The sequence below is a fragment of the Variovorax saccharolyticus genome (assembly GCF_030316765.1).
Taxonomy (GTDB): Bacteria; Pseudomonadota; Gammaproteobacteria; order Burkholderiales; family Burkholderiaceae_C; genus Variovorax; species Variovorax saccharolyticus.
The window spans coordinates 198136-216641 of sequence record NZ_JASZYT010000007.1 but is presented as its reverse complement, the minus strand read 5'-3'; the positions used below and the strand labels follow the sequence as shown (position 1 = coordinate 216641).

Genomic DNA, 18506 nt, shown 5'->3' with positions numbered 1-18506 from the left:
TGCAACGCGGTGGGAGACCGGTCGCCATTTTACTTGGTGAAATCGGTTGGCGCCTGCCAGCGGCCGTCGATCAGCACTTCATGCGGTGTGTAGAGGGCCTTGTAGTTCATCTTGGAACTGCCTTGGATCCAGTAGCCGAGGTAGACGTGGGGCAGGGCGAGCTTGCGCGCCTGCTCGATCTGCCACAGCACGCTGTAGTTGCCGTAGCCCGCACCCGGCTCGGGCTCGTAGAAGGTGTAGACAGCGGACAGCCCGTCGTTGAGCACATCGAGGATCGAGACCATCTTGAGCGCGCCGGCGCTGCCGTCGGCGAGCGTTTCGCGGAACTCGACCAGCCGCGAGTTGACCCGGCTCTGCAGCAGGAACTGGGTGTACTGGTCGATGCTGTCGTGGTCCATGCCGCCGCCCGCATGGCGGCCGTTCTGGTAGCGCAGGTAGAGCTGGTAGTGCTCGGGCACGAAGCACAGCTTGAGCACCCGCGCCTGCAGGTCGGCGTGTCGCGCCAGGGCGCGGCGCTGGCTGCGGTTGGGCTTGAACTGGTTGGCCAGCACGCGCAGCGGCACGCAGGCGGAGCAGCCGTCGCAATAGGGCCGGTAGGTGAACATCCCGCTGCGCCGGAAGCCGCTCAGGACCAGGTCGGAGTAGGCGTCGTTGTGGATCAGGTGGCTCGGCGTCGCGACCTGCGAGCGCGCCTGCCGGTCCGGCAGGTAGCTGCACGGATAGGGTGCCGTTGCGTAGAACTGCAGCGTGTGGAGCGGGAGATCCTTGAGGTGCGTCACGTCGGGGTGGAAGTTCGCGCAGGCAGGAGTTCGGTCCAGTATACGGGCTCGAAGCGCCACTGCGGGCTGCGCTCCCGCCGTGCGTGGGCGACGTGCGACACGAAGCGCTGGCGCGGCATTTCGCGGGCGCCGAGGCTGGCGAGATGGCCGGTCTTCTGCTGGCAGTCGATCATCGCGATGCCATGGCGGCGACAGAACGCGACCAGCGCCGCCAGTGCGATCTTGGAGGCGTCGGGACGGCGCGTGAACATCGATTCGCCGAACACCGCACGGCCGATCGCGACGCAATAGAGGCCGCCCGCCAGCTGGCCGTCGATCCAGGTCTCGACGCTGTGGGCATGGCCCTCGCGGTGCATGGCGACATAGGCGGCCACCATCTCGGGCAGGATCCAGGTGCCCGACTGGCCGACCCGGGGCGCCTGCGAGCAGGCGGCGATGACGCTCTCGAAGGCGTGATCGATGCGGATCTCGCAGCTTCCGCTGGCACGGAAGGCGGCCAGGGTCTTGCGCAGCGACCGGTGCAGCCTGAAGTCTGCGGTCTGGAGCACCATGCGCGGATCGGGGCTCCACCAGAGGATCGGCTGGCCATCGCTGAACCACGGAAAGATGCCGCTGCCGTAGGCCTGCAGCAAGCTGGCGACGTCGAGCCGGCCGCCGGCCGCCAGCAAGCCGGGCACGGGGTCGGACTCGCCCCACGCGAGGGCCGCGTCGGGCAGCGGGTCACCGGGATCGAGCCAGGGCAGTTGCATGGTGGGAGGTATACACGGCTTCGGACGGGGTGGTTCCGCCTCAAGCCGAATGATCGCTAAAACCCTATAGTCGTTCCTGCGCCCGAGAAAAATCATCAGGACATACGCATAAAAGGACCACGGTGACCACTGAAACGAACCCCGCGCGCTTCGGCAGCGGCCAAGCCGTCCGGCGGCTGGAAGACGAAAAGCTGCTGGCCGGCGCCGGCCGCTATACCGACGACGTCGCACCGGAAGGCCTGAGCTGGCTTTGCTTCGTGCGTTCACCCTATCCGCATGCGCGGCTGGCGTCGGTCGACACTTCGGCGGCCCAGGGCATGCCCGGCGTGCTGGGCATCTTCACCGGTGCCGATCTGGACCGGGCCGGCGTCAAGCCGATGCCCGGCGCGGCCGGCTTCAAGCGTGCCGACGGCGCCGACTGCGCGACGCCCGCGCGCCGCGCGCTGGCGCTCGACCGAGTGCGCTTCGTCGGCGAGCCGGTGGCGATCGTGGTGGCCGAGACCGCCGCGCAGGCCCGCGACGCCGCCGAAGCCGTGATGGTCGACTACGAAGAGCTGCCGATGATGGTCGACATCGCCAGCGCGACCGCCGAAGGCGCGCCGCTGATCTGCGAGGAAGGCAGCGGCAACATCGCAGCAGAGATGCGCCACGGCAGCGCCGAGGCCACCGCGGCGGCCTTCGCCAAGGCCAGTCACGTGGTCGCGCTCGATGTGGTCAACCAGCGCGTGGTCGCGCTGACGATCGAGCCGCGTTCGGTGCTGGCCGCGTTCGATCCGGCCACCGACCGCATCACGATCCGGATGAGCACGCAGATGCCCTCGGGCGTGCGCGATTCGGTGTGCGACGCGATCGGCCTCGCGAAGGAAAAGGTGCGCGTGGTGGTGGGCGACGTCGGCGGCGGCTTCGGCATGAAGACCGGCGCCTATCCGGAAGACATCGCGGTCGCCTACGCCGCCCGCGCGCTGCGGCGCCCGGTCAAATGGGTGGCCGACCGCAGCGAGGAATTTCTTTCGACCTCGCACGGCCGCGACATCGAGGCGCGGGCCGAACTCGCGCTCGACGCCCAGGGCCGGATCCTCGGCCTCCGGATCAGGACGCATGCCAACGTCGGTGCCTACGCGACCGGCACCGGGGTCGCGATCCAGCTGCTGATCGGCCCCTGGGTGCAGACCAGCGTCTACGACATCCAGACCATCGATTTCCATTTCAAGGCGGTGCTGACCAACACCGCACCCACCGGCGCCTACCGCGGCGCCGGCCGGCCCGAGGCCATCTACACGATCGAGCGGCTGATGGACGAGGCCGCGCGGCAGACCGGCATCGACCGGATCGAACTGCGCCGGCGCAACTTCATCGGGCCGGCGCAGATGCCCTACAAGAATCCGATGCAGCAGGTCTACGACACGGGGGCCTTCGAATCGGTCATGGACCAGGCGCTGGCGCTGGCCGACTGGCAGGGCTTCGACGCCCGGGCGGCCGAATCGAAGCGGCAGGGGCGGATGCGCGGACTGGGCATCGCCACCTTCCTCGAATGGACCGGCGGCAACGTGTTCGAGGAGCGCGTCACGGTCGCGGTGCGCGCCGACGGCGTGATCGAGGTCTTCTCGGCGGTCAACGCGATGGGGCAGGGCATCGCGACCACGCTGGCGCAACTGGTGGTCGATGCCTTCGGGGTGCCGATCGAGCAGGTGCACATCGTGCTGGGCGACACCGACCGCGGCGACGGCTTCGGCAGCGCCGGCTCGCGATCGCTGTTCACCGGGGGTTCGGCGGTCCGGGTGGGGGCCGAGCGCACCATCGAGAAGGCGCGCGAACTCGCGGCGCAGGAACTCGAAGTGGCGGCCGCCGACGTCGAATACGCCGCCGGCGTGTTCAAGGTCGCCGGCACCGACCTGAAGCTGGACCTGTTCACGCTGGCCGGCAAGCAGGCCGAGCAGCAGATCTTCGTCGACTCGACCAGCACGGTGTCGGGGCCGACCTGGCCCAACGGCTGCCACATCACCGAGGTCGAGATCGATCCGCCCACCGGCGAGGTCAGCGTGCTGACCTATGCGTCGGTCAACGACGTCGGCCGGGTGGTCAACCCGCTGATCGTGCGCGGCCAGCTCGAGGGCGGGGCGGTGCAGGGCATCGGGCAGGCGCTGTGCGAGCGCGTGGTCTATGACCGCGAGACCGGCCAGCCGCTGACCGGCAGCCTGATGGACTACGCGGCGCCGCGGGCCGACATCGTCGCCACCATGTTCCGCATGGAGATGGACGAGTCGACGCCGTGCAAGAACAACCCGCTGGGGGTCAAGGGCGTGGGCGAGCTGGGGACCATCGGCGCCACGCCGGCGGTGGTGAATGCGGTGGCGGATGCGCTGGCGCGCAACGGGCTGGCGGGCCGCACGCCGCATCTGGACATGCCGTTGACGCCGGACCGGGTCTGGCGGTTGATGCAGCCGGAGGCTTGAACCACCCCCGATAGCGCCTGCGGCGCCCCCCTCAAGGGGGCGATACCAGCGGCCCGGCGAAGCCGGTTCCGCGGTATCCCTGGAAGGGGGGGTCCGGTTGGACGCAGCTCTCTGGCGCTAGAACTCCTCCATCGGCAGCCCGACGTAGTTCTCCGCCAGCGAGGTCGAGGCCGCACGCGAATGCACCAGGTAGTCGAGCTCGGCCTCCTGGATCTTCTGGCCGAACTCGCCGGTGTCCGGGAAGCGGTGCATCAGCGAGGTGAACCACCACGAGAAGCGCTCGGCCTTCCAGACCCGACGCAGGCAGAGGTCGGAGTAGCGGTCGAGGGCCGACGCGGTCTTGTCGGCGTAGAAGATCTCGAGGGCGCGCGACAGGTAGCCGACATCGGCCGTGGCCAGGTTCAGGCCCTTGGCGCCGGTCGGCGGCACGATGTGGGCCGCGTCGCCGGCCAGGAACAGGCTGCCGAAGCGCATCGGCTCGGCCACGAAGCTGCGCAGCGGCGCGATGCTCTTCTCGAGCGAAGGGCCGGTCACGAGGCGCTCGCGGGCCTCGGGGTCGAGCCGCAGGCGCAGCTCGTTCCAGAAGGCCTCGTCGCTCCAGTTCTCGACCTTTTCCTCGGTCGGCACCTGCACGTAGTAGCGGCTGCGCGTGGCGCTGCGCATGCTGCACAGCGCGAAGCCGCGCGAGGTGTTGGCGTAGATCAGCTCGTGCGACACCGGCGGCACGTCGGCCAGCACGCCGAGCCAGCCGAAGGGATAAATCTTCTCGTAGGTGTGGAGCGCGTCGGCCGGCACGCTGGCGCGGCTGACGCCGTGGTAACCGTCGCAGCCGGCGATGAAGTCGCATTCGATCTCGTGCGTGGCGCCGTCCTTCTGGTAGCGCACGCGGGGGCGGGCGCCGTCGAAGTCGTGCAGGCTGACCGATGCGGCGCTGTAGATCGTCGGCAGGCCCGCGGCCTGGCGTGCTTCCATCAGGTCGCGCGTGACCTCGGTCTGGCCGTACACCGTGACCTGCTTGCCGTCGGTCAGGCCGTGCAGGTCGATCCGGTGGCGCGCGCCCTTGAACAGCAGCTCGATGCCGTCGTGGGGCAAGCCCTCGGCCTTGGCGCGGGCATCGACGCCGGCCCGGGCCAGCAGGTCCATCGTGATCTGCTCGAGGACGCCGGCGCGGATGCGGCCGAGCACGTAGTCGCCGGTCTGGCGTTCGACGATCACGTTGTCGATGCCGGCCTTGTGCAGCAGCTGGCCGAGCAAGAGGCCGGCGGGGCCTGCGCCGATGATGGCAACCTGTGTTCGCATGCGAGTCTCCTGAAGTTTTCGCAAGCGTAGGGCTCAGGCGCCGTTTCGGGGGGGCCGAACGGCACGCTGTGTGCGATCATGAAAGCAGTTGCGCGATCATCGCGCAAACAGTTCCGACCATGACCATCGCCAAAGCAGACTTCATCGAGGGCATCGCCAAGGGCATGGCGGTGCTCGAGAGTTTCGACACCGAGCGCCAGCGGCTCAACGCCACCCTGGCCGCCGAGCGCGCCGGCCTGACCCGCGCCGCCGCGCGGCGCCACCTGCTGACCCTGGCGCACCTGGGCTACCTGGAAACGGACGGCAGCTACTTCTGGATGGCGCCCAAGGTGCTGCGCTTCTCGGGCAGCTACCTGGCGTCGTCGCGGCTGCCGCGCGCACTGCAGCCGACCCTGAACCGGCTGGCGGCCCAGACCCAGGAGTCGTTTTCGGCCGTGGTGCTCGACGGCGAGGAGGTGGTGATCGTCGCCCGCAGCGGCAGCTATGGCGCGCCGACGCGGGTGCTGGCCTACGGCCTGCATCTCGGGGCCCGGCTGCCGGCGCATGCGACCTCCACCGGCCGGGTGCTGCTGGCCGCGCTGAGTCCGGCCCAGCTCACCGCATGGCTCAAGGCCCGCCGGCTGTCGCGGCTCACGCCCCAGACCATCACCCAGGCGCGGGTGCTGCGCCAACGCATCGCCCAGGCCCGCAAGGACGATTTCTGCTTCGCCAGCGAGGAGCACGAACTCGGCGTGCAGGCGCTGGCGGTGCCGCTGCGCGACATGCAGGGGCGCACGGTGGCGGCGCTCAACGTCGTGCTGTCCGGCGGCCGCTACCAGGAAGAGGCGCTGCGCCGCGACCTGCTGCCGCTGCTATTCGAGGCGGCCCGCGAGGTCCGGGCGCTGCTGTGAGCCGCTACCATCCCGACCAGTCCAACCGGGGATGACCGAACCATGCGACTGCTGCTGCTCGAAGACGACGTGATGATCGGCGAAGCCGTGCTCGACCTGCTGCGCGCCGAGCAGTACGCGGTCGACTGGGTCAAGGACGGCGATGCCGCCGACACGGCCTTGCGCACCCAGCAGTACGACCTGGTGCTGCTCGACCTGGGCGTGCCGCGCCGCGACGGACTCGAGGTGCTGCGCGCGCTGCGGGCCCGCAAGCAGCGCATGCCGGTGCTGATCGCGACCGCGCGCGACTCGGTGGCGCAGCGCATCGAGGGACTGGACGCCGGCGCCGACGACTACGTGCTCAAGCCCTACGACCTGGACGAACTGCTGGCCCGCATCCGGGCGCTGCTGCGGCGGGCCTCGGGGCGGGCCGAGCCGGTGTACGAGCACATGGGCGTAAGCGTCAATCCGGCCACGCGCGAGGTCACGGTGGCGGGCCAGCCGGTGATCCTGTCGGCGCGCGAATGGGCGGTGCTCGAGCCGCTGCTGGCCCGCCCCGGCATGGTGCTGTCGCGCGCCCAGCTCGAGGAGAAGCTCTACAGCTGGAAGGACGAGATCAGCAGCAACGCGGTCGAGGTCTACGTGCACGGGCTGCGCAAGAAGCTCGGCGCCGACCTGATCCGCAATGTGCGCGGCGTCGGCTACATGGTGCCGAAGGAATGATCGGCGCAGCGTGGGGGCATCCATGAGGTCGCTCAGGGCGCGCCTGCTGTGGTTCCTGCTGGCGGCCATCGTGCTGGCGGCGGGCACGCAGGCCTTCATTGCCTATCGGACCGTGCTCCAGGAGGCCGACGACATCTTCGACCATCACATGCAGCAGATGGCGCTGTCGCTGCGTGCGGGACTGCCGCCCAGTTCCGCGGTGGGCGGCCTCGGCGGCGGCGAGGAGAACTTCGAATTCATCGTCCAGATCTGGACCCTGGACGGCATCCGGATCTTCGAATCGGCGGCCCAGGCGGCACTGCCGCAGCGCGCGGTGCTGGGCTTCTCGAATGTGCAGGCGCGCGGCACCACCTACCGCGTGTTCTCGCTGGCGACCCGTTCGCTGGTGATCCAGGTGGCGCAGGACATGGCGGCGCGGCGCCGCATGGCGGGCACCCTGGCCTTGCGCACCGTCGGCCCGATCGTGCTCGCGGCGCCGCTCCTGATGCTGGTGGTCTGGTGGGTCGTGAGCCGCTCTCTGGCGCCGGTGTCGCGGGTACGCCGGCAGGTGGCGACCCGCCAGGCCGACGACCTGTCTCCGCTCAGCGAGACCGACCTGCCCGAGGAAGTGCGCCCGCTGGTGCACGAGCTGAATCTTCTTTTCGTCCGCGTGCGCCAGGCCTTCGAGGCCCAGAAGCACTTCGTCGCCGATGCGGCGCACGAACTGCGCTCGCCGCTGGCGGCGCTCAAGCTCCAGGTGCAGGGCCTGCAGCGAGCCTCCGACGACGCGACGCGCGAGCTCGCGGTGGCCCGGCTGGCGGCCGGGATCGACCGGGCGACCCGGCTGGTCGAGCAGATGCTGGCCCTGGCGCGCCACGAGGCCAGCGCGGCGGCCGGCGCGCAGCCGGAACCTGTCAGCCTGCCCGAGGTCGCGCGGCTGGCGATCTCCGACACCGTGGCCGCGGCCCAGTCGCGCGACATCGACATCGGCATCGTGCGGGCCGACCCGGCCACGGTGCAGGGCCAGCCCGAGGCGCTGCGCACCTTGCTGCGCAACCTGATCGACAACGCGGTCAAGTACACGCCGCCCGGCGGCCGGGTCGACATCGCGATCGCCGCCGCCGCGGCCGGCGTCGAACTGAGCGTCGACGACAGCGGACCGGGCTTGCCCGAGAGCGAGCGCGAGCGCGTGCTCGACCGCTTCTACCGCGCGGGCCAACCCCAGGCCCCCGGCAGCGGCCTGGGCCTGTCGATCGTCAAGTCGATCGCCGACCTGCACGGCGCGACCGTGGCGCTCGACCGCTCCGCCCTCGGCGGCCTGCGCGTCCTGATCCGCTTCCCGTCCTGAACGCCCGGCTGGCACTGCGGGGCAGCCCGAGGGGCGCGCTTTAAGCATTGCTTAAGCCGTCGGCCCGACATTCCTTTCGTGCTCTCTTCCAACACTCGAAAGGATTCCTGATGAAAACCGGTTTGACCTCGCCCCGCGCGCTCGTGCTTTCGCTGGCAGCCGCCGGCGTGATCGGTGCCGTCGGCACCGGCGCCTACACCAGCGCCCGTGCCGTGGCCGCGCCGCCGGCGCAGGCCGTTGCCGTGGCCGGCACCACCGCCCCGACGGTGACCATGCCCGACTTCTCCACCATCACCGCCCGCGATGGCCAGGCAGTGGTCAACATCAGCGTCACCGGCAGCAGCAAGACCGCCGGCGCGCAGGGCGGCCCGCAGATGGATCCGGACGACCCGATGTACGAATTCTTCCGCCGCTTCGGCGGCGGCCAGGGCCCGCGTGGCGGCCAGCAGCAGCCGCAGCGTGAAACCCCGGTGCGTGGCCAGGGCTCGGGCTTCATCCTGAGCGCCGACGGCATCATCCTGACCAATGCGCACGTCGTGAAGGACGCCAAGGAAGTCACGGTCAAGCTGACCGACCGCCGCGAATTCAGCGCCAAGGTGCTCGGCTCCGACGCCAAGACCGACGTCGCCGTGATCAAGATCGAGGCCAAGAACCTGCCGGTGCTGTCGGTCGGCAGCACCAAGGACCTGAAGGCCGGCGAATGGGTGCTGGCGATCGGCTCGCCCTTCGGCTTCGAGAACACCGTGACCGCCGGCGTCGTCAGTGCCAAGGGCCGCTCGCTGCCGGACGACGGCTACGTGCCCTTCATCCAGACCGACGTCGCGATCAACCCGGGCAACTCGGGCGGCCCGCTGCTCAACACGCGCGGCGAGGTGGTGGGCATCAATTCGCAGATCTACAGCCGCAGCGGCGGCTACCAGGGTGTGTCCTTCGCGATCCCGATCGAGGTCGCGATGCAGGTCAAGGACCAGATCGTCGCCACAGGCAAGGCCACCCATGCCCGCCTCGGCGTCGCGGTCCAGGAAGTGAACCAGGCCTTCGCCGATTCGTTCAAGCTGGACAAGCCCGAGGGCGCGCTGGTGTCGAACGTCGAGAAGGGCGGCCCGGCCGACCAGGCCGGCCTGCGCTCGGGCGACGTGATCCGCAAGGTCGACGGCGAGGCCGTGATCGCTTCCGGCGACCTGCCGGCCCTGATCGGCCAGAAGAAGCCGGGCAGCAAGATCACGCTCGACATCTGGCGCCAGGGTGCGCGCGAGCAGATCTCCGCCAAGCTCGGCGATGCCGCCGAGAAGGGCACTGCCGTGGCGAAGAGCGAAGAGGGCGGCGCTGCGACCCAGGGCAAGCTCGGTCTGGCGCTGCGTCCGCTGCAGCCGCAGGAACAGCGCGAGGCGCAGGTCGACGGCGGCCTGCTGATCGCCGATGTCGGTGGCCCGGCGGCACTGGCTGGCGTGCAGACCGGCGACGTGCTGCTGGCGATCAACGGCACGCCGGCGAAGAACATCGAGCAGGTCCGCGAGGTGGTGGCCAAGGCCGACAAGTCGGTGGCCCTGCTGATCCAGCGCGACGGCAACAAGATCTTCGTGCCGGTGCGCCTCGGCTGATGCACCCCGCCCGCGAAGCCGGCCGATTGCGACATAGTGCCGGTCTCGCGGGCCGCGGCGTCGAGGCAGCGTGCAATAGTGCCTTGGCGATGAAATGTCCGCGAAGTAACAATCCAGACTTCTAAGATCGAAAGGTTTCCCGGTGGCACTTCGCGACATTGCGCTGACTGTTCTTGAACTGGAACCCAATGAGTTTCATTGGGTCCTGATGGAGGCAGTCCAGGCCGAGTCCGAGGACTGCCTGGGATTCCGGCCGATCGACTGCTCGACCCAGGGCGTTCCGGACTACTCGGAAGCCCTCATCCAGGGCGCCTCGGCACTTCGCGTGCTGCAGGGCCTCGCACCTTTCGGCAAGCCCAAGACACCCGTCGGCATCGGTGAAAGCACGGCTGCCGCCCTGTCCGATACGGGCCCGGCGACCACGGCCTCCAGCACCGACCCGGACTCTTGCCTCTTCACGACCGACCACTCGATCCTGTAGCTTCAGCGCCCCTGGGCGTCGAAGTGCATCGCCGTGACGGCGATCACGCGGGCGGCCCGCGAACGGATGGTGCCTTGCTGGGACACGCCACGCAGCACCAGCAGCGGCGGCGCCGGCGTGCGGCAGGGCGCCGGGGCGCTTCGATGGAAGCCGGCCGCCGCGAACGGCAGCCGGAATCTGGCAGCGAGCGTGGTGGGATGTTGCATGATCTCGAAGTTACGCGGCCGCCGCACTTTCGCCCATCTCTCCGAAGGAGGCATGGCACCCCCAAAGCGGCATAGACCGGAAGGGCGGCCGCTGCATTTCAGCGTCAACATGGAGAGGAAGCAAGAATGACGAGACTGATCGTGCTGCAGAAGAATGGCTCTGCAAAGCAGGTCAACATGACCCACATGCCTTTTGTGGTCGGCCGCGCCGACAGCTGCGACCTGGTGCTCGACAACCCGCTCGTGAGTCGCTCCCACGCGGTGTTCGAGGCGGTTGGCGAAGCGATGACGATCCGCGACCTGCAAAGCCACAACGGAACCTACGTCAACGGCCAGCGGGTCGAGAGCGCCGCCCTGCGCTCCGGCGACGAAGTCAAGATCGGCGGCTACCAGATCCGCTTTCTCTCGCAGGGCGGCCCGATCGCACCGGCCGAGGCGCTCCGGCTGGTCACCGTGCCGGGCCGGCTGGCGGACATCGACCTGCAAAGGCTCGGTACCAAATCCTGACCGGACCCTGACGCGCAAGCCTGGAAAAATGGCACTAAATCACAAGGCAGACACGCCGTTCGGCTGATTCACCTCCGCCCGTTTGCAGCGCAAAGTGACGCTTCGACGATTTTCGGGAGTACAGCATGGACTCAGAGGTCATGACCCTTGGCGCATTGGCGATCCTGGTGGCCGGCGGCTGGTTGATCGACGTCCTCAGCCATCGAGGATCGTCGCCGCTGCAGCGCCGGATGGCGAGCCAGATCAAGAAATCGGCCGAGACCATCCGGGGCGCACCCCTGTCCTGAAGCTGTTGCTGCGGCGGGACGCAGGAGGCTTCGATTTGAGTGAACAATAGCGTCCATGCCCATTCGCACCCTCGTCGGCCACCTCAAGATCTGCGACGGATTGATTCTCTGGGCCGACGAAGACGCACACACCCTGCTCGACTATCCCTCGGGCGCCCTGACCGACATGCCTTTCAGCGACGTGCTGGCGCCGGCCTTGGCCCAGGCGCTGCAACTGCCTGCGCGCGGGGCGGTCGATGGCAACGGGATCGTGCTGCGGGCCGGCCACGGCCACAGCATCCAGGCCGACGTGCGCGGCGAGCGCATGGACGACCGCTGCGCGCTGTGGTCCTTCACCCCGTCCGCGCGCGGCGTGCGGGGCGAGCGGCTCGATCTGCTGTCGCGGCATGACGCGCTGACGCGGCTGCCCAACCGGGTGCCGTCGGCGGATGAGCTGAATCCGGCGCCCGGGCGGGACGGCGATGGCGAGCGCCTGCTGGCCGTGTGCTACCTCGACCTCGACCGCTTCCGCGACATCAACGACAACTTCGGCCCGGTCGGCGGCGATGCGGTGCTGCGCGAGGTGGCCCGCCGGCTCAAGGCCGCGGTGCCCCACGATGCGAGCGTCGCCCGGGTCGGCGGCGACGAGTTCGCGCTGCTGTTGTTCGTCAACGACGCGGCGCAGAGCGAATCGCTGCTGGAGCAGATCCTGGCGCGGCTGGCGCATCCGTTCCGGCTGCAGGACCGCTCGGCGCGCCTGCGCACCAGCGTCGGCGTCTCTCTGATGCGGCTCGGCGAGCAGCCGACCGAAGTGATGCTGCAGCAGGCGCAGCACGCGGTGTTCTTCGCCAAGCGGGCCGGCGGCAGCCAGGTCCACTTCTTCGATGCCGGCCAGGCGCTCGAGGAGCAGCAGGAACTGCTGATCCGCGACCGCATCCAGAGCGGACTGGCGAACCACGAATTCCTGCTGGCCTACCAGCCCAAGGTCGACATGCAGTGCGGCCGGGTGATCGGCTTCGAGGCGCTGGTGCGCTGGCAGCATCCCGAGCGCGGCCTGCTGCAGCCGTCCGCCTTCGTGCCGATGATCGAGGACCACGAGCTGGTGGAGCAGCTCGGCGACTGGGCCATCGGCGAGGCCGTGCGGCAGGCGGCGGACTGGCTGGCGGCCGGCGTCAAGACATCGGTCAGCGTCAACATCAGCCCGCGCCACCTGCTGCGGCCGGATTTCATCGAACGGCTGAGCTTCCACCTGGGCCGTTTCCCGCAGCTGCATGCGGGCGTGCTCGAGCTCGAGATCCTCGAGACCACCGCGATCAAGGACTTCGCCGCGGTGGCCGATTTCATCGTCGCCTGCAAGGCCCTTGGCGTGCCGGTCGTGATGGACGACTTCGGCACCGGCTATTCGTCCCTGACCTATCTGCGGCGGCTGCCCGTGACCGCGCTCAAGCTCGACCAGTCCTTCGTGCGAGGCATGCTCGAAGACCCCGAGGACGAGGCCATCATCCGCGGCATCCTCGTGATGGCGCGCGGCTTCGGACGCAAGACCATCGCCGAGGGCGTCGAGTCGGTGGCCCATGGCGATGCCTTGCTGGCGCTGGGCTGCACCCTCGGCCAGGGCTACGGCATCGCCAAGCCGCTGCCGGCCGCCGAGGTTCCCCCCTGGATCACCGAGTTCGAGCGGGCGCCGCCCTGGGGCCGGGCCGAGGGCTGCTGAGCGGCCCTGCCTGCGCCTGCTAGAGCAGCGGCGTGTACGGCGAGCTCAGCGGCTTGAGCGTCGCCCCGGTCGGAGCGCCGAAGCGACCCGTGTTCCCGAGCATGTAGCGCAGGTAGGCGCTGACCGTGACCTGGCGGTAGTTCTGCGCGTTGTTGAAGGCCATGGCGCCGCCCAGGAAGAGCTGCGGCGCCACCTGGTATTCGACGACGCCGGCCAGGTTGTAGGCCACGCCCGTGTGGCTGGTCGACGGATAGAAGCCGGTGAAGGGCGCCTTGTTGAGGCCCAGTCCGGTGGCCGTCGCGACCGCGCCTGCTGCGGCCGCCTGGCGCGCCGGATCGGTCGGGAACCAGGGCGTCGCGTCCTGGGTGAACGACTGCACGCCGAGCGAGGCGTTGAGGCGCCACGAGAGCCGGTCGTCGCGGCCGCTCCAGTCGACCGGGAAGGCGACGCTGACATAGGACTGAGGGCTGAAGTAGCCGCCCTGGCCATAGGTGAAGTAGCTCAAGTTCTTGTCGTAGCTCAGCAGGTCGAGGTTCATGCCCGCGGTCAGCGTCGAGCCGGGCTTGTTCTGCAGGTGGACGTACATGCCGCCGCCGAGTTCGTAGCGCGAGTTGTCGGCCACGTTGCGGCCGGTGATCGAATGACCCGATCCGTAGCCGTAGATGCCGTAGGTGCCGTCGTCGCGCGTCACGTCCAGCCGCGCGCCGGTGGCGACCACGCCGCCCCAGCGGTCGCCGGTGCGGGTGTCCTCGGTGCCGGCGAAGGACAGCAGGCTGTCGGTGACGGCGCGGCGCGACAGGTCGGCCTTCATGGACACGGTGTCGGAGATCGCGCCGCTGTACGTGATGTTGCCCACCGCGTTGGTCTCCTGGAAGCCCAGCGGCGTGGTGCCGATGCTGGCGCTGAGGTTCTTGCCCTCGTAGCCGACCGCGAGGCCGACGCCGCTGGCGTGCTGGCCGTCGACCGCGGGAACCCGTCCCGCGAGCAGGTCGATCGCGGCCTGCGGGCCGGCGCCGAAGCGGCTCGACGTGCCGTAGTCCTGGGCCAGCGCGCCGTTCTCGAGCACGGTCGGGGTGGCGGTGAGGACCACCTTGCCGTTGCCGGCCGGAATGCGGGCTTCGATCGGCACCTGCAGGTCCTGCAGCCGGCTCAGGCCGGATTCGCCGTCGCGGCTGCGGTAGACGCTGCCGATGTCGATCGTCGTGCTGCGCTCGGACTGGAGGTCCTGCAGTTCGCTCAGCAGCGGGTTCACCGGCGCCGCGCCGGCCCGCGGCAGCGCGTTCCAGCTGCCTTCGCTCGACAGGCTGCTGCCGGCCACCGGGGCTGGCAGCGGGTAGACCGGCTGGCCGGCCGGCTGCGGCAGCGGATAGGCCTGCGCGTACTGTGGCGTGGCCGCAGGCAGCGGTACCGGCGGCAAGGCGCTGGCGGACGCGGCGGATGGAGTCTGGCCGGCAGCGGCGGTCCGCTTGCGTGCCTCGGCGCTGTTGCGGCTGCTCGCGCCGGCGGCCGCTGCCGGCGCCGCGGCGCCGCTGCCCCAGGGCATGCTGGCGGCCGGCAGGCCCGCGTTGGCTGCATAGGCCGGCGGCACGGCAGCGGGCAGCGGCGGCAGCGCCGCGACCGGTGCTGCGCCGCCGCGCATGCCGGCGAAGGGCGAGGGCTGCAGGCCCGGGGCGGTGGCGGCCGCCGGGTAGCCCGCCGCCGGCAGCCCGACAGGCTGCAGGCCGGCTCCGAAGGGCGAGGCCGCGCTGGCCGCGCCGCCGGTCATGCCGGCAAAGGGGTTGACGGGTGCGGCCGGCTGGCCGGCTGCGAACCCACCGCCGCCGGCGGCGCGGCTGTCCGACGCCACGGCGGCGCGCAGGTATTGTTCGGCCCGCGCGTTGTCGCCCGCATTGCGGTAGACGCGGCCGGCGGCCGCCAGCACGCGCGACTGGTCCGGCGCCTGCTTCAGGGCGGCCTGGACGTAGCTCTCGGCCTCGCCGTGGGCCCGCAGCGCGCTCGCACTGGCGGCGGCGGCGAGGAGGGTGTCGAGGTCGGTCGGGCTGCGCTGCAGGATGCGCTGGTACAGCGCCAGCGCCTGCTTCTCGTCGCGAGCCGCCGCGTAGAGACGGGCCAGCGCGGCGAGCACCTGGGGATCTTCGGGGCGGGCGGCCAGCACCGGTGCCATCGCGTTGTAGGCGGCCTCGAGGTTGCCGGCTTCGCGCAGGGCGTCGGCCTGGCGCAGGCTGAAGGCGATCGTGAGGCGCTCGTAGTCGGCGCGCTGGGCGCTGGTCATGTTGGCCGACTGGAGCTGCCGCAGCACCGCGGACAGTTCGACGTCCTGCTGGGTCTTGAGCAGCACCGAGGCATACAGCAGGCGATCGCCGACTCCCGGGTTCGGGCTGCGCGCCAGCAGCTGCCGGCTCATCGCCAGCGCCCTCGGCGCGTCGCCGATGTCGGCATAGGCCATAGCCAGCTGGCCCCACAGCTCGGGCGGCATGTCGGCACCGAGCGTCGCCTCGGTCTGCGCCAGCACGCCGCGCGCCGCCGCCACCTGGCCCTGCCGCGCGAGCGCCTGGGCCTGCTGCGCCTGGCCAGCGGCCCACAGGCGCCGCTGCAATTGCGTCATGTCGCGCGTTCGGGAGGCTGCGGGGATGCGCTCGAGGTACTGGAGCCCGGCCACCGGATCGCCGGCGTCGGAAGCCAGCAGGGCGCTGGCGTACAGGGCGTCGGGCATGTCGGGCTGCGACATCAGCAGACCGTCCATCACGCCTCGGGCCTGGGCCATCATGCCCTGGCGGCGGTAGATGTTGGCCAGGTCGAGCCGGACCCAGGGGCTGTCGGGCGCCGCCAGCATGGCGTCCTCGAGCGTGCGCTGGGCGCCTGCGGTGTCGCCGGCCTCGATCTGGGAGCGCGCCGTGGCGCGGGTCGCTTCGACCTTGACGTCCTGCAGGCTGCCGATCTGGCGCGCCTGCTCCGGCGTGAGCCGCTGCGACAGCGCCATCGCCTCGTCGCTGCGGCCCTGGCGGGTGTAGGCGGTGATGAGCCCGCGCAGCGCCTGGGTGTCGTTGGGCTTGCTCTCGAGCGCGCGCCGGTAGCCCTGCTCGGCACCGGCGAAGTCGCCGGCGGCCAGGCGCAAATCGGCCAGCGCCACCTGGCCGACGGTTTCGCGCGGATCGATCTTGACCGCGCGTTCGAGCAGGCCCTGGGCCGTGCGCGTGTCGCCCCTGGCGCGCGCCGCATTGGCCTGGCCGATCAGGTTCCAGTAGGTGGCGCTCTGCAGGGCCGAGGCCCACTTGCCGCCGCCGGCGGCCTTGGAAGCCTGTTCGAGCAGTTGCTGGGCTTCGGCGAAGCGCTCCTGGCGCAGCCGGATCAGACCCAGGCCACCGAGCGCCTCGGCGTCGCCGGGCTGCAGCTTCAGCGCTTGCTGGAAGCGCTGTTCGGCAGTCGCGGCATCGCCGCGGTCCAGGGCCTTGAAGCCCTCGCCGAGCGGCTGCGCAGCCGGCGAAGCCGGCGCGGCGGCGCTGCGTGCCGCGCTCAAGCCGTCGAGCCTGGCCTGCACCGCCGTGTCGGGATGGCTGGCCAGGAACTGGGTGTAGAGCGGCGCATCGGGCTCGCGCGCATCGAGCCAGATCAGCGCCTGGCGCCAGCTCGCGGTGGCGGCAACGCCGACGCCCGGCTGCTTCGCCAGTTCCGCCAGGGTGCGGATGCCTTCGCGCCGGGTCGGCTCGCGGTAGGTCTGCAACTGGGCCAGCGCCAGCTTGTAGTTGAGGTTGTCGGGCTTGTCCTTGACCAGCTGATCGAGCCCTTTGCGTCCTTCCTCCCAGCCCTGCTGGGTTCCGCCCAGCAGCTGGTAGTACTCGACCGCGAGCGGTTCCGGGGGCGTCCGGTTGGCGAAGATCGCGCGATAGAGCTGGATCGCCTCGGTGGTGCGCCCGGCCTTGGAGGCGGCGCGCGCGCGCTGCAGGTCGGTCTGCGGCGTGCCGGACTGCTGCTGCGCCTGGAGCGACCCGCGCGGGTCGCCGGGATGGGCGGCATTCAGGCGCGTGATCCAGCTGCGCGCGGGTTCGGCCTTGCCGCGCGCCAGTTCCACCTGCGCCATGCCGTACATCGCATCCGCCGATTGCGGATCGATGCTCAGCAGCTTGCGCCAGCTTTCCTCGGCCAGGTCGGTCCGGCCCATGCTCTGCCAGTAGTTGCCCTGCTCGACCAGCGCCGCCTTGGCATCGCCCTGTGCCTGCGCCGGCCCGCCGGCATAGAGCGCGCCGACCAGGCCCAGGCAGGTCAGCAGGCGGCTGGCCGCCGTGGTTGCCCTCAGGCGAGTTGAGTGGCGGGGCATAGCAGTCTCCAATGGGTTTGCAACTGGCCAGTCCGGCTGAACGCGTAGCGGCCATCGAGCCAGGCTTGTCCGAAGAGAAGCAGCATGCGCTCGTAGTAGGGAAGGGGCGTGGGCGCGGGCTGCGCCGGGCTGCCGACGCGGGCCCGGACCCGGGCCAGTTCGGCATCGAGCTGCGGCGCCAGGCCCTGCGCCTTCAGGTAGGGCAGCAGGGCGCCCGAAAATCCGACCGGACCGGTGCCGCGGGTGACGCCGGTGTCGGTGTCGACGAACTCCGGCATCGGCTTCTTCTGTTCGAGCAGACGACGCGGACCGTAGAGCGACTTGAGCAGCGGCTGGCGCGCCGGGTCCGACGCGTTCAGCATGCCGGCCCAGAGGTACACGCGGATCGCGTCATAGCTGCCCACCGCTCCCTTCTCGGGGTCGGCGACGAAGGCCTGCTCCTGGGTCGACCAGGCGCACCAGTCGGGCGTGAAGCCGTGGGGCGACACCGCGGCGATCATGCGCACGGTGTTGTCGGCGATCTCGCCCCAGGGGCCCTTGCCGTCGACCTGTTGGAAGCGGCGCAGCAGCTGCAGCGGCAGGTAGCTCGGGTTGAGGCGCCAGGCCGGCCCCTTGGCGATGGCCTTGGGCCAGGGCAGCAGGATGCGGCCGAGGCCGGGGAGCGTTGCCACTTCGTCGCGTGCGGCCAGCGCCAGCACGGTGCGGCCCAGGTTCTGGTAGCGCGGCTCGTTCCAGAGCCGGCCGGCCTCCAGCAGCGAATAGGCGATCCAGAGGTCGGAATCGGAGGCCGGGTTGTCGTCGAGCACGCCCCAGCTGTCGTCCGGCTTGTGGCCCCACTGCCAGGCGGGCAGGCGCTGCGCGAGGCTGCCGGCGGCCAGGTTCTTTTCGGTCCATTCGAGGATGCGGGCGAAGGCCGCGCGGTCGTTGTGAACCAGCGCGAAGAACAGCCCGTAGGACTGGCCTTCCGAAGTCGAATGCTGCTTCGGCGTATCGAAATCGACGATGCGGCCATCGGCCTGGACATGGCGGGCGGCGAAGGAGGTCCAGTCGGTCGCCGGCAGGCAGGCGCCGTTGGCCGCCTGCGCGGCGGCCGGCAGTACGGTCGCCAGCGGCATCAGGGCCAGCCCGGCCAGGCAGCGGCGACGGCCCCTGTCGGCGCTCGACGCGGGCGGGACGGTCGGAAGGTTTCGGGTCATGGCCAGGGCGCTCTCGGGTTC

General features: G+C 70.4%; 15 protein-coding genes. 9 read left to right on the top strand and 6 right to left on the bottom strand.

Going from position 1 to position 18506, the window contains the following annotated elements; genetic code table 11:
- Nucleotides 1–29 precede the first annotated feature (29 nt).
- Nucleotides 30–779, bottom strand: a complete 750-nt coding sequence (locus QTI45_RS21675) for an arginyltransferase (RefSeq protein WP_286655860.1) — start codon at nucleotides 777–779, stop codon at nucleotides 30–32.
- The gene (gene aat / locus QTI45_RS21670; RefSeq protein ID WP_286655859.1) at nucleotides 776–1528 is read right to left on the bottom strand and encodes a leucyl/phenylalanyl-tRNA--protein transferase; all 753 of its coding nucleotides are present in this window, start codon (nucleotides 1526–1528) and stop codon (nucleotides 776–778) included. The genes QTI45_RS21675 and aat overlap by 4 nt, the downstream gene beginning before the upstream one ends.
- Nucleotides 1529–1650: 122 nt before the next feature.
- On the opposite strand from aat, the gene QTI45_RS21665 reads away from it, so the two are divergent.
- Nucleotides 1651–3981 carry a xanthine dehydrogenase family protein molybdopterin-binding subunit gene (locus QTI45_RS21665; RefSeq protein WP_286655858.1) on the top strand — a complete coding sequence of 777 codons (2331 nt, stop codon included), beginning with the start codon at nucleotides 1651–1653 and terminating at the stop codon, nucleotides 3979–3981.
- A gap of 117 nt (nucleotides 3982–4098) precedes the next feature.
- Here QTI45_RS21665 and pobA read toward each other — a convergent pair whose 3' ends face one another.
- Nucleotides 4099–5280 carry a 4-hydroxybenzoate 3-monooxygenase gene (gene pobA, locus QTI45_RS21660; RefSeq protein WP_286368017.1) on the bottom strand — a complete coding sequence of 394 codons (1182 nt, stop codon included), beginning with the start codon at nucleotides 5278–5280 and terminating at the stop codon, nucleotides 4099–4101.
- A gap of 119 nt (nucleotides 5281–5399) precedes the next feature.
- Between pobA and QTI45_RS21655 the strand changes: the two genes are divergently transcribed.
- The 5 genes from QTI45_RS21655 (at nucleotide 5400) to QTI45_RS21635 (ending at nucleotide 10281) form a co-directional block, all read left to right on the top strand.
- Nucleotides 5400–6170, top strand: coding sequence for an IclR family transcriptional regulator domain-containing protein (locus tag QTI45_RS21655; protein ID WP_286655857.1), 771 nt, complete (start codon nucleotides 5400–5402; stop codon nucleotides 6168–6170).
- Between the two features lie 42 nt (nucleotides 6171–6212).
- Nucleotides 6213–6872: a response regulator gene (locus QTI45_RS21650; RefSeq protein ID WP_286368015.1), complete on the top strand. Its 660-nt coding sequence runs from the start codon at nucleotides 6213–6215 to the stop codon at nucleotides 6870–6872.
- Between the two features lie 22 nt (nucleotides 6873–6894).
- Nucleotides 6895–8199, top strand: a complete 1305-nt coding sequence (locus tag QTI45_RS21645) for an ATP-binding protein (protein ID WP_286655856.1) — start codon at nucleotides 6895–6897, stop codon at nucleotides 8197–8199.
- A gap of 110 nt (nucleotides 8200–8309) precedes the next feature.
- Nucleotides 8310–9800: a Do family serine endopeptidase gene (locus tag QTI45_RS21640; RefSeq protein ID WP_286368013.1), complete on the top strand. Its 1491-nt coding sequence runs from the start codon at nucleotides 8310–8312 to the stop codon at nucleotides 9798–9800.
- 208 nt (nucleotides 9801–10008) lie between these two features.
- Nucleotides 10009–10281, top strand: a complete 273-nt coding sequence (locus QTI45_RS21635; protein WP_286655855.1) for a hypothetical protein — start codon at nucleotides 10009–10011, stop codon at nucleotides 10279–10281.
- Nucleotides 10282–10283: 2 nt separating this feature from the next.
- Here the strand turns inward: QTI45_RS21635 and QTI45_RS21630 are convergent, their stop codons facing one another.
- On the bottom strand, nucleotides 10284–10487 hold the full coding sequence (locus QTI45_RS21630) for a hypothetical protein (protein ID WP_286655854.1): 204 nt from the start codon (nucleotides 10485–10487) through the stop codon (nucleotides 10284–10286).
- Nucleotides 10488–10613: 126 nt separating this feature from the next.
- On the opposite strand from QTI45_RS21630, the gene QTI45_RS21625 reads away from it, so the two are divergent.
- The 3 genes from QTI45_RS21625 to QTI45_RS21615 all read left to right on the top strand — a co-directional run bounded on the left by QTI45_RS21625 (nucleotide 10614) and on the right by QTI45_RS21615 (nucleotide 12974).
- On the top strand, nucleotides 10614–10994 hold the full coding sequence (locus QTI45_RS21625) for an FHA domain-containing protein (protein ID WP_286368010.1): 381 nt from the start codon (nucleotides 10614–10616) through the stop codon (nucleotides 10992–10994).
- A 125-nt stretch (nucleotides 10995–11119) separates the two neighbouring features.
- Entirely contained in the window at nucleotides 11120–11281 is a 162-nt protein-coding gene (locus QTI45_RS21620) for a hypothetical protein (protein WP_286368009.1), read from the top strand.
- Between the two features lie 55 nt (nucleotides 11282–11336).
- Nucleotides 11337–12974, top strand: a complete 1638-nt coding sequence (locus QTI45_RS21615) for a putative bifunctional diguanylate cyclase/phosphodiesterase (protein WP_286368008.1) — start codon at nucleotides 11337–11339, stop codon at nucleotides 12972–12974.
- Nucleotides 12975–12993: 19 nt separating this feature from the next.
- Here QTI45_RS21615 and QTI45_RS21610 read toward each other — a convergent pair whose 3' ends face one another.
- The gene (locus tag QTI45_RS21610; protein ID WP_286655853.1) at nucleotides 12994–17289 is read right to left on the bottom strand and encodes a cellulose biosynthesis protein BcsC; all 4296 of its coding nucleotides are present in this window, start codon (nucleotides 17287–17289) and stop codon (nucleotides 12994–12996) included.
- Nucleotides 17265–18485, bottom strand: a complete 1221-nt coding sequence (gene bcsZ / locus QTI45_RS21605; protein ID WP_286655852.1) for a cellulose synthase complex periplasmic endoglucanase BcsZ — start codon at nucleotides 18483–18485, stop codon at nucleotides 17265–17267. Before bcsZ ends, QTI45_RS21610 begins: the two co-directional genes overlap by 25 nt.
- Between the last annotated feature and the right edge of the window lie 21 nt (nucleotides 18486–18506).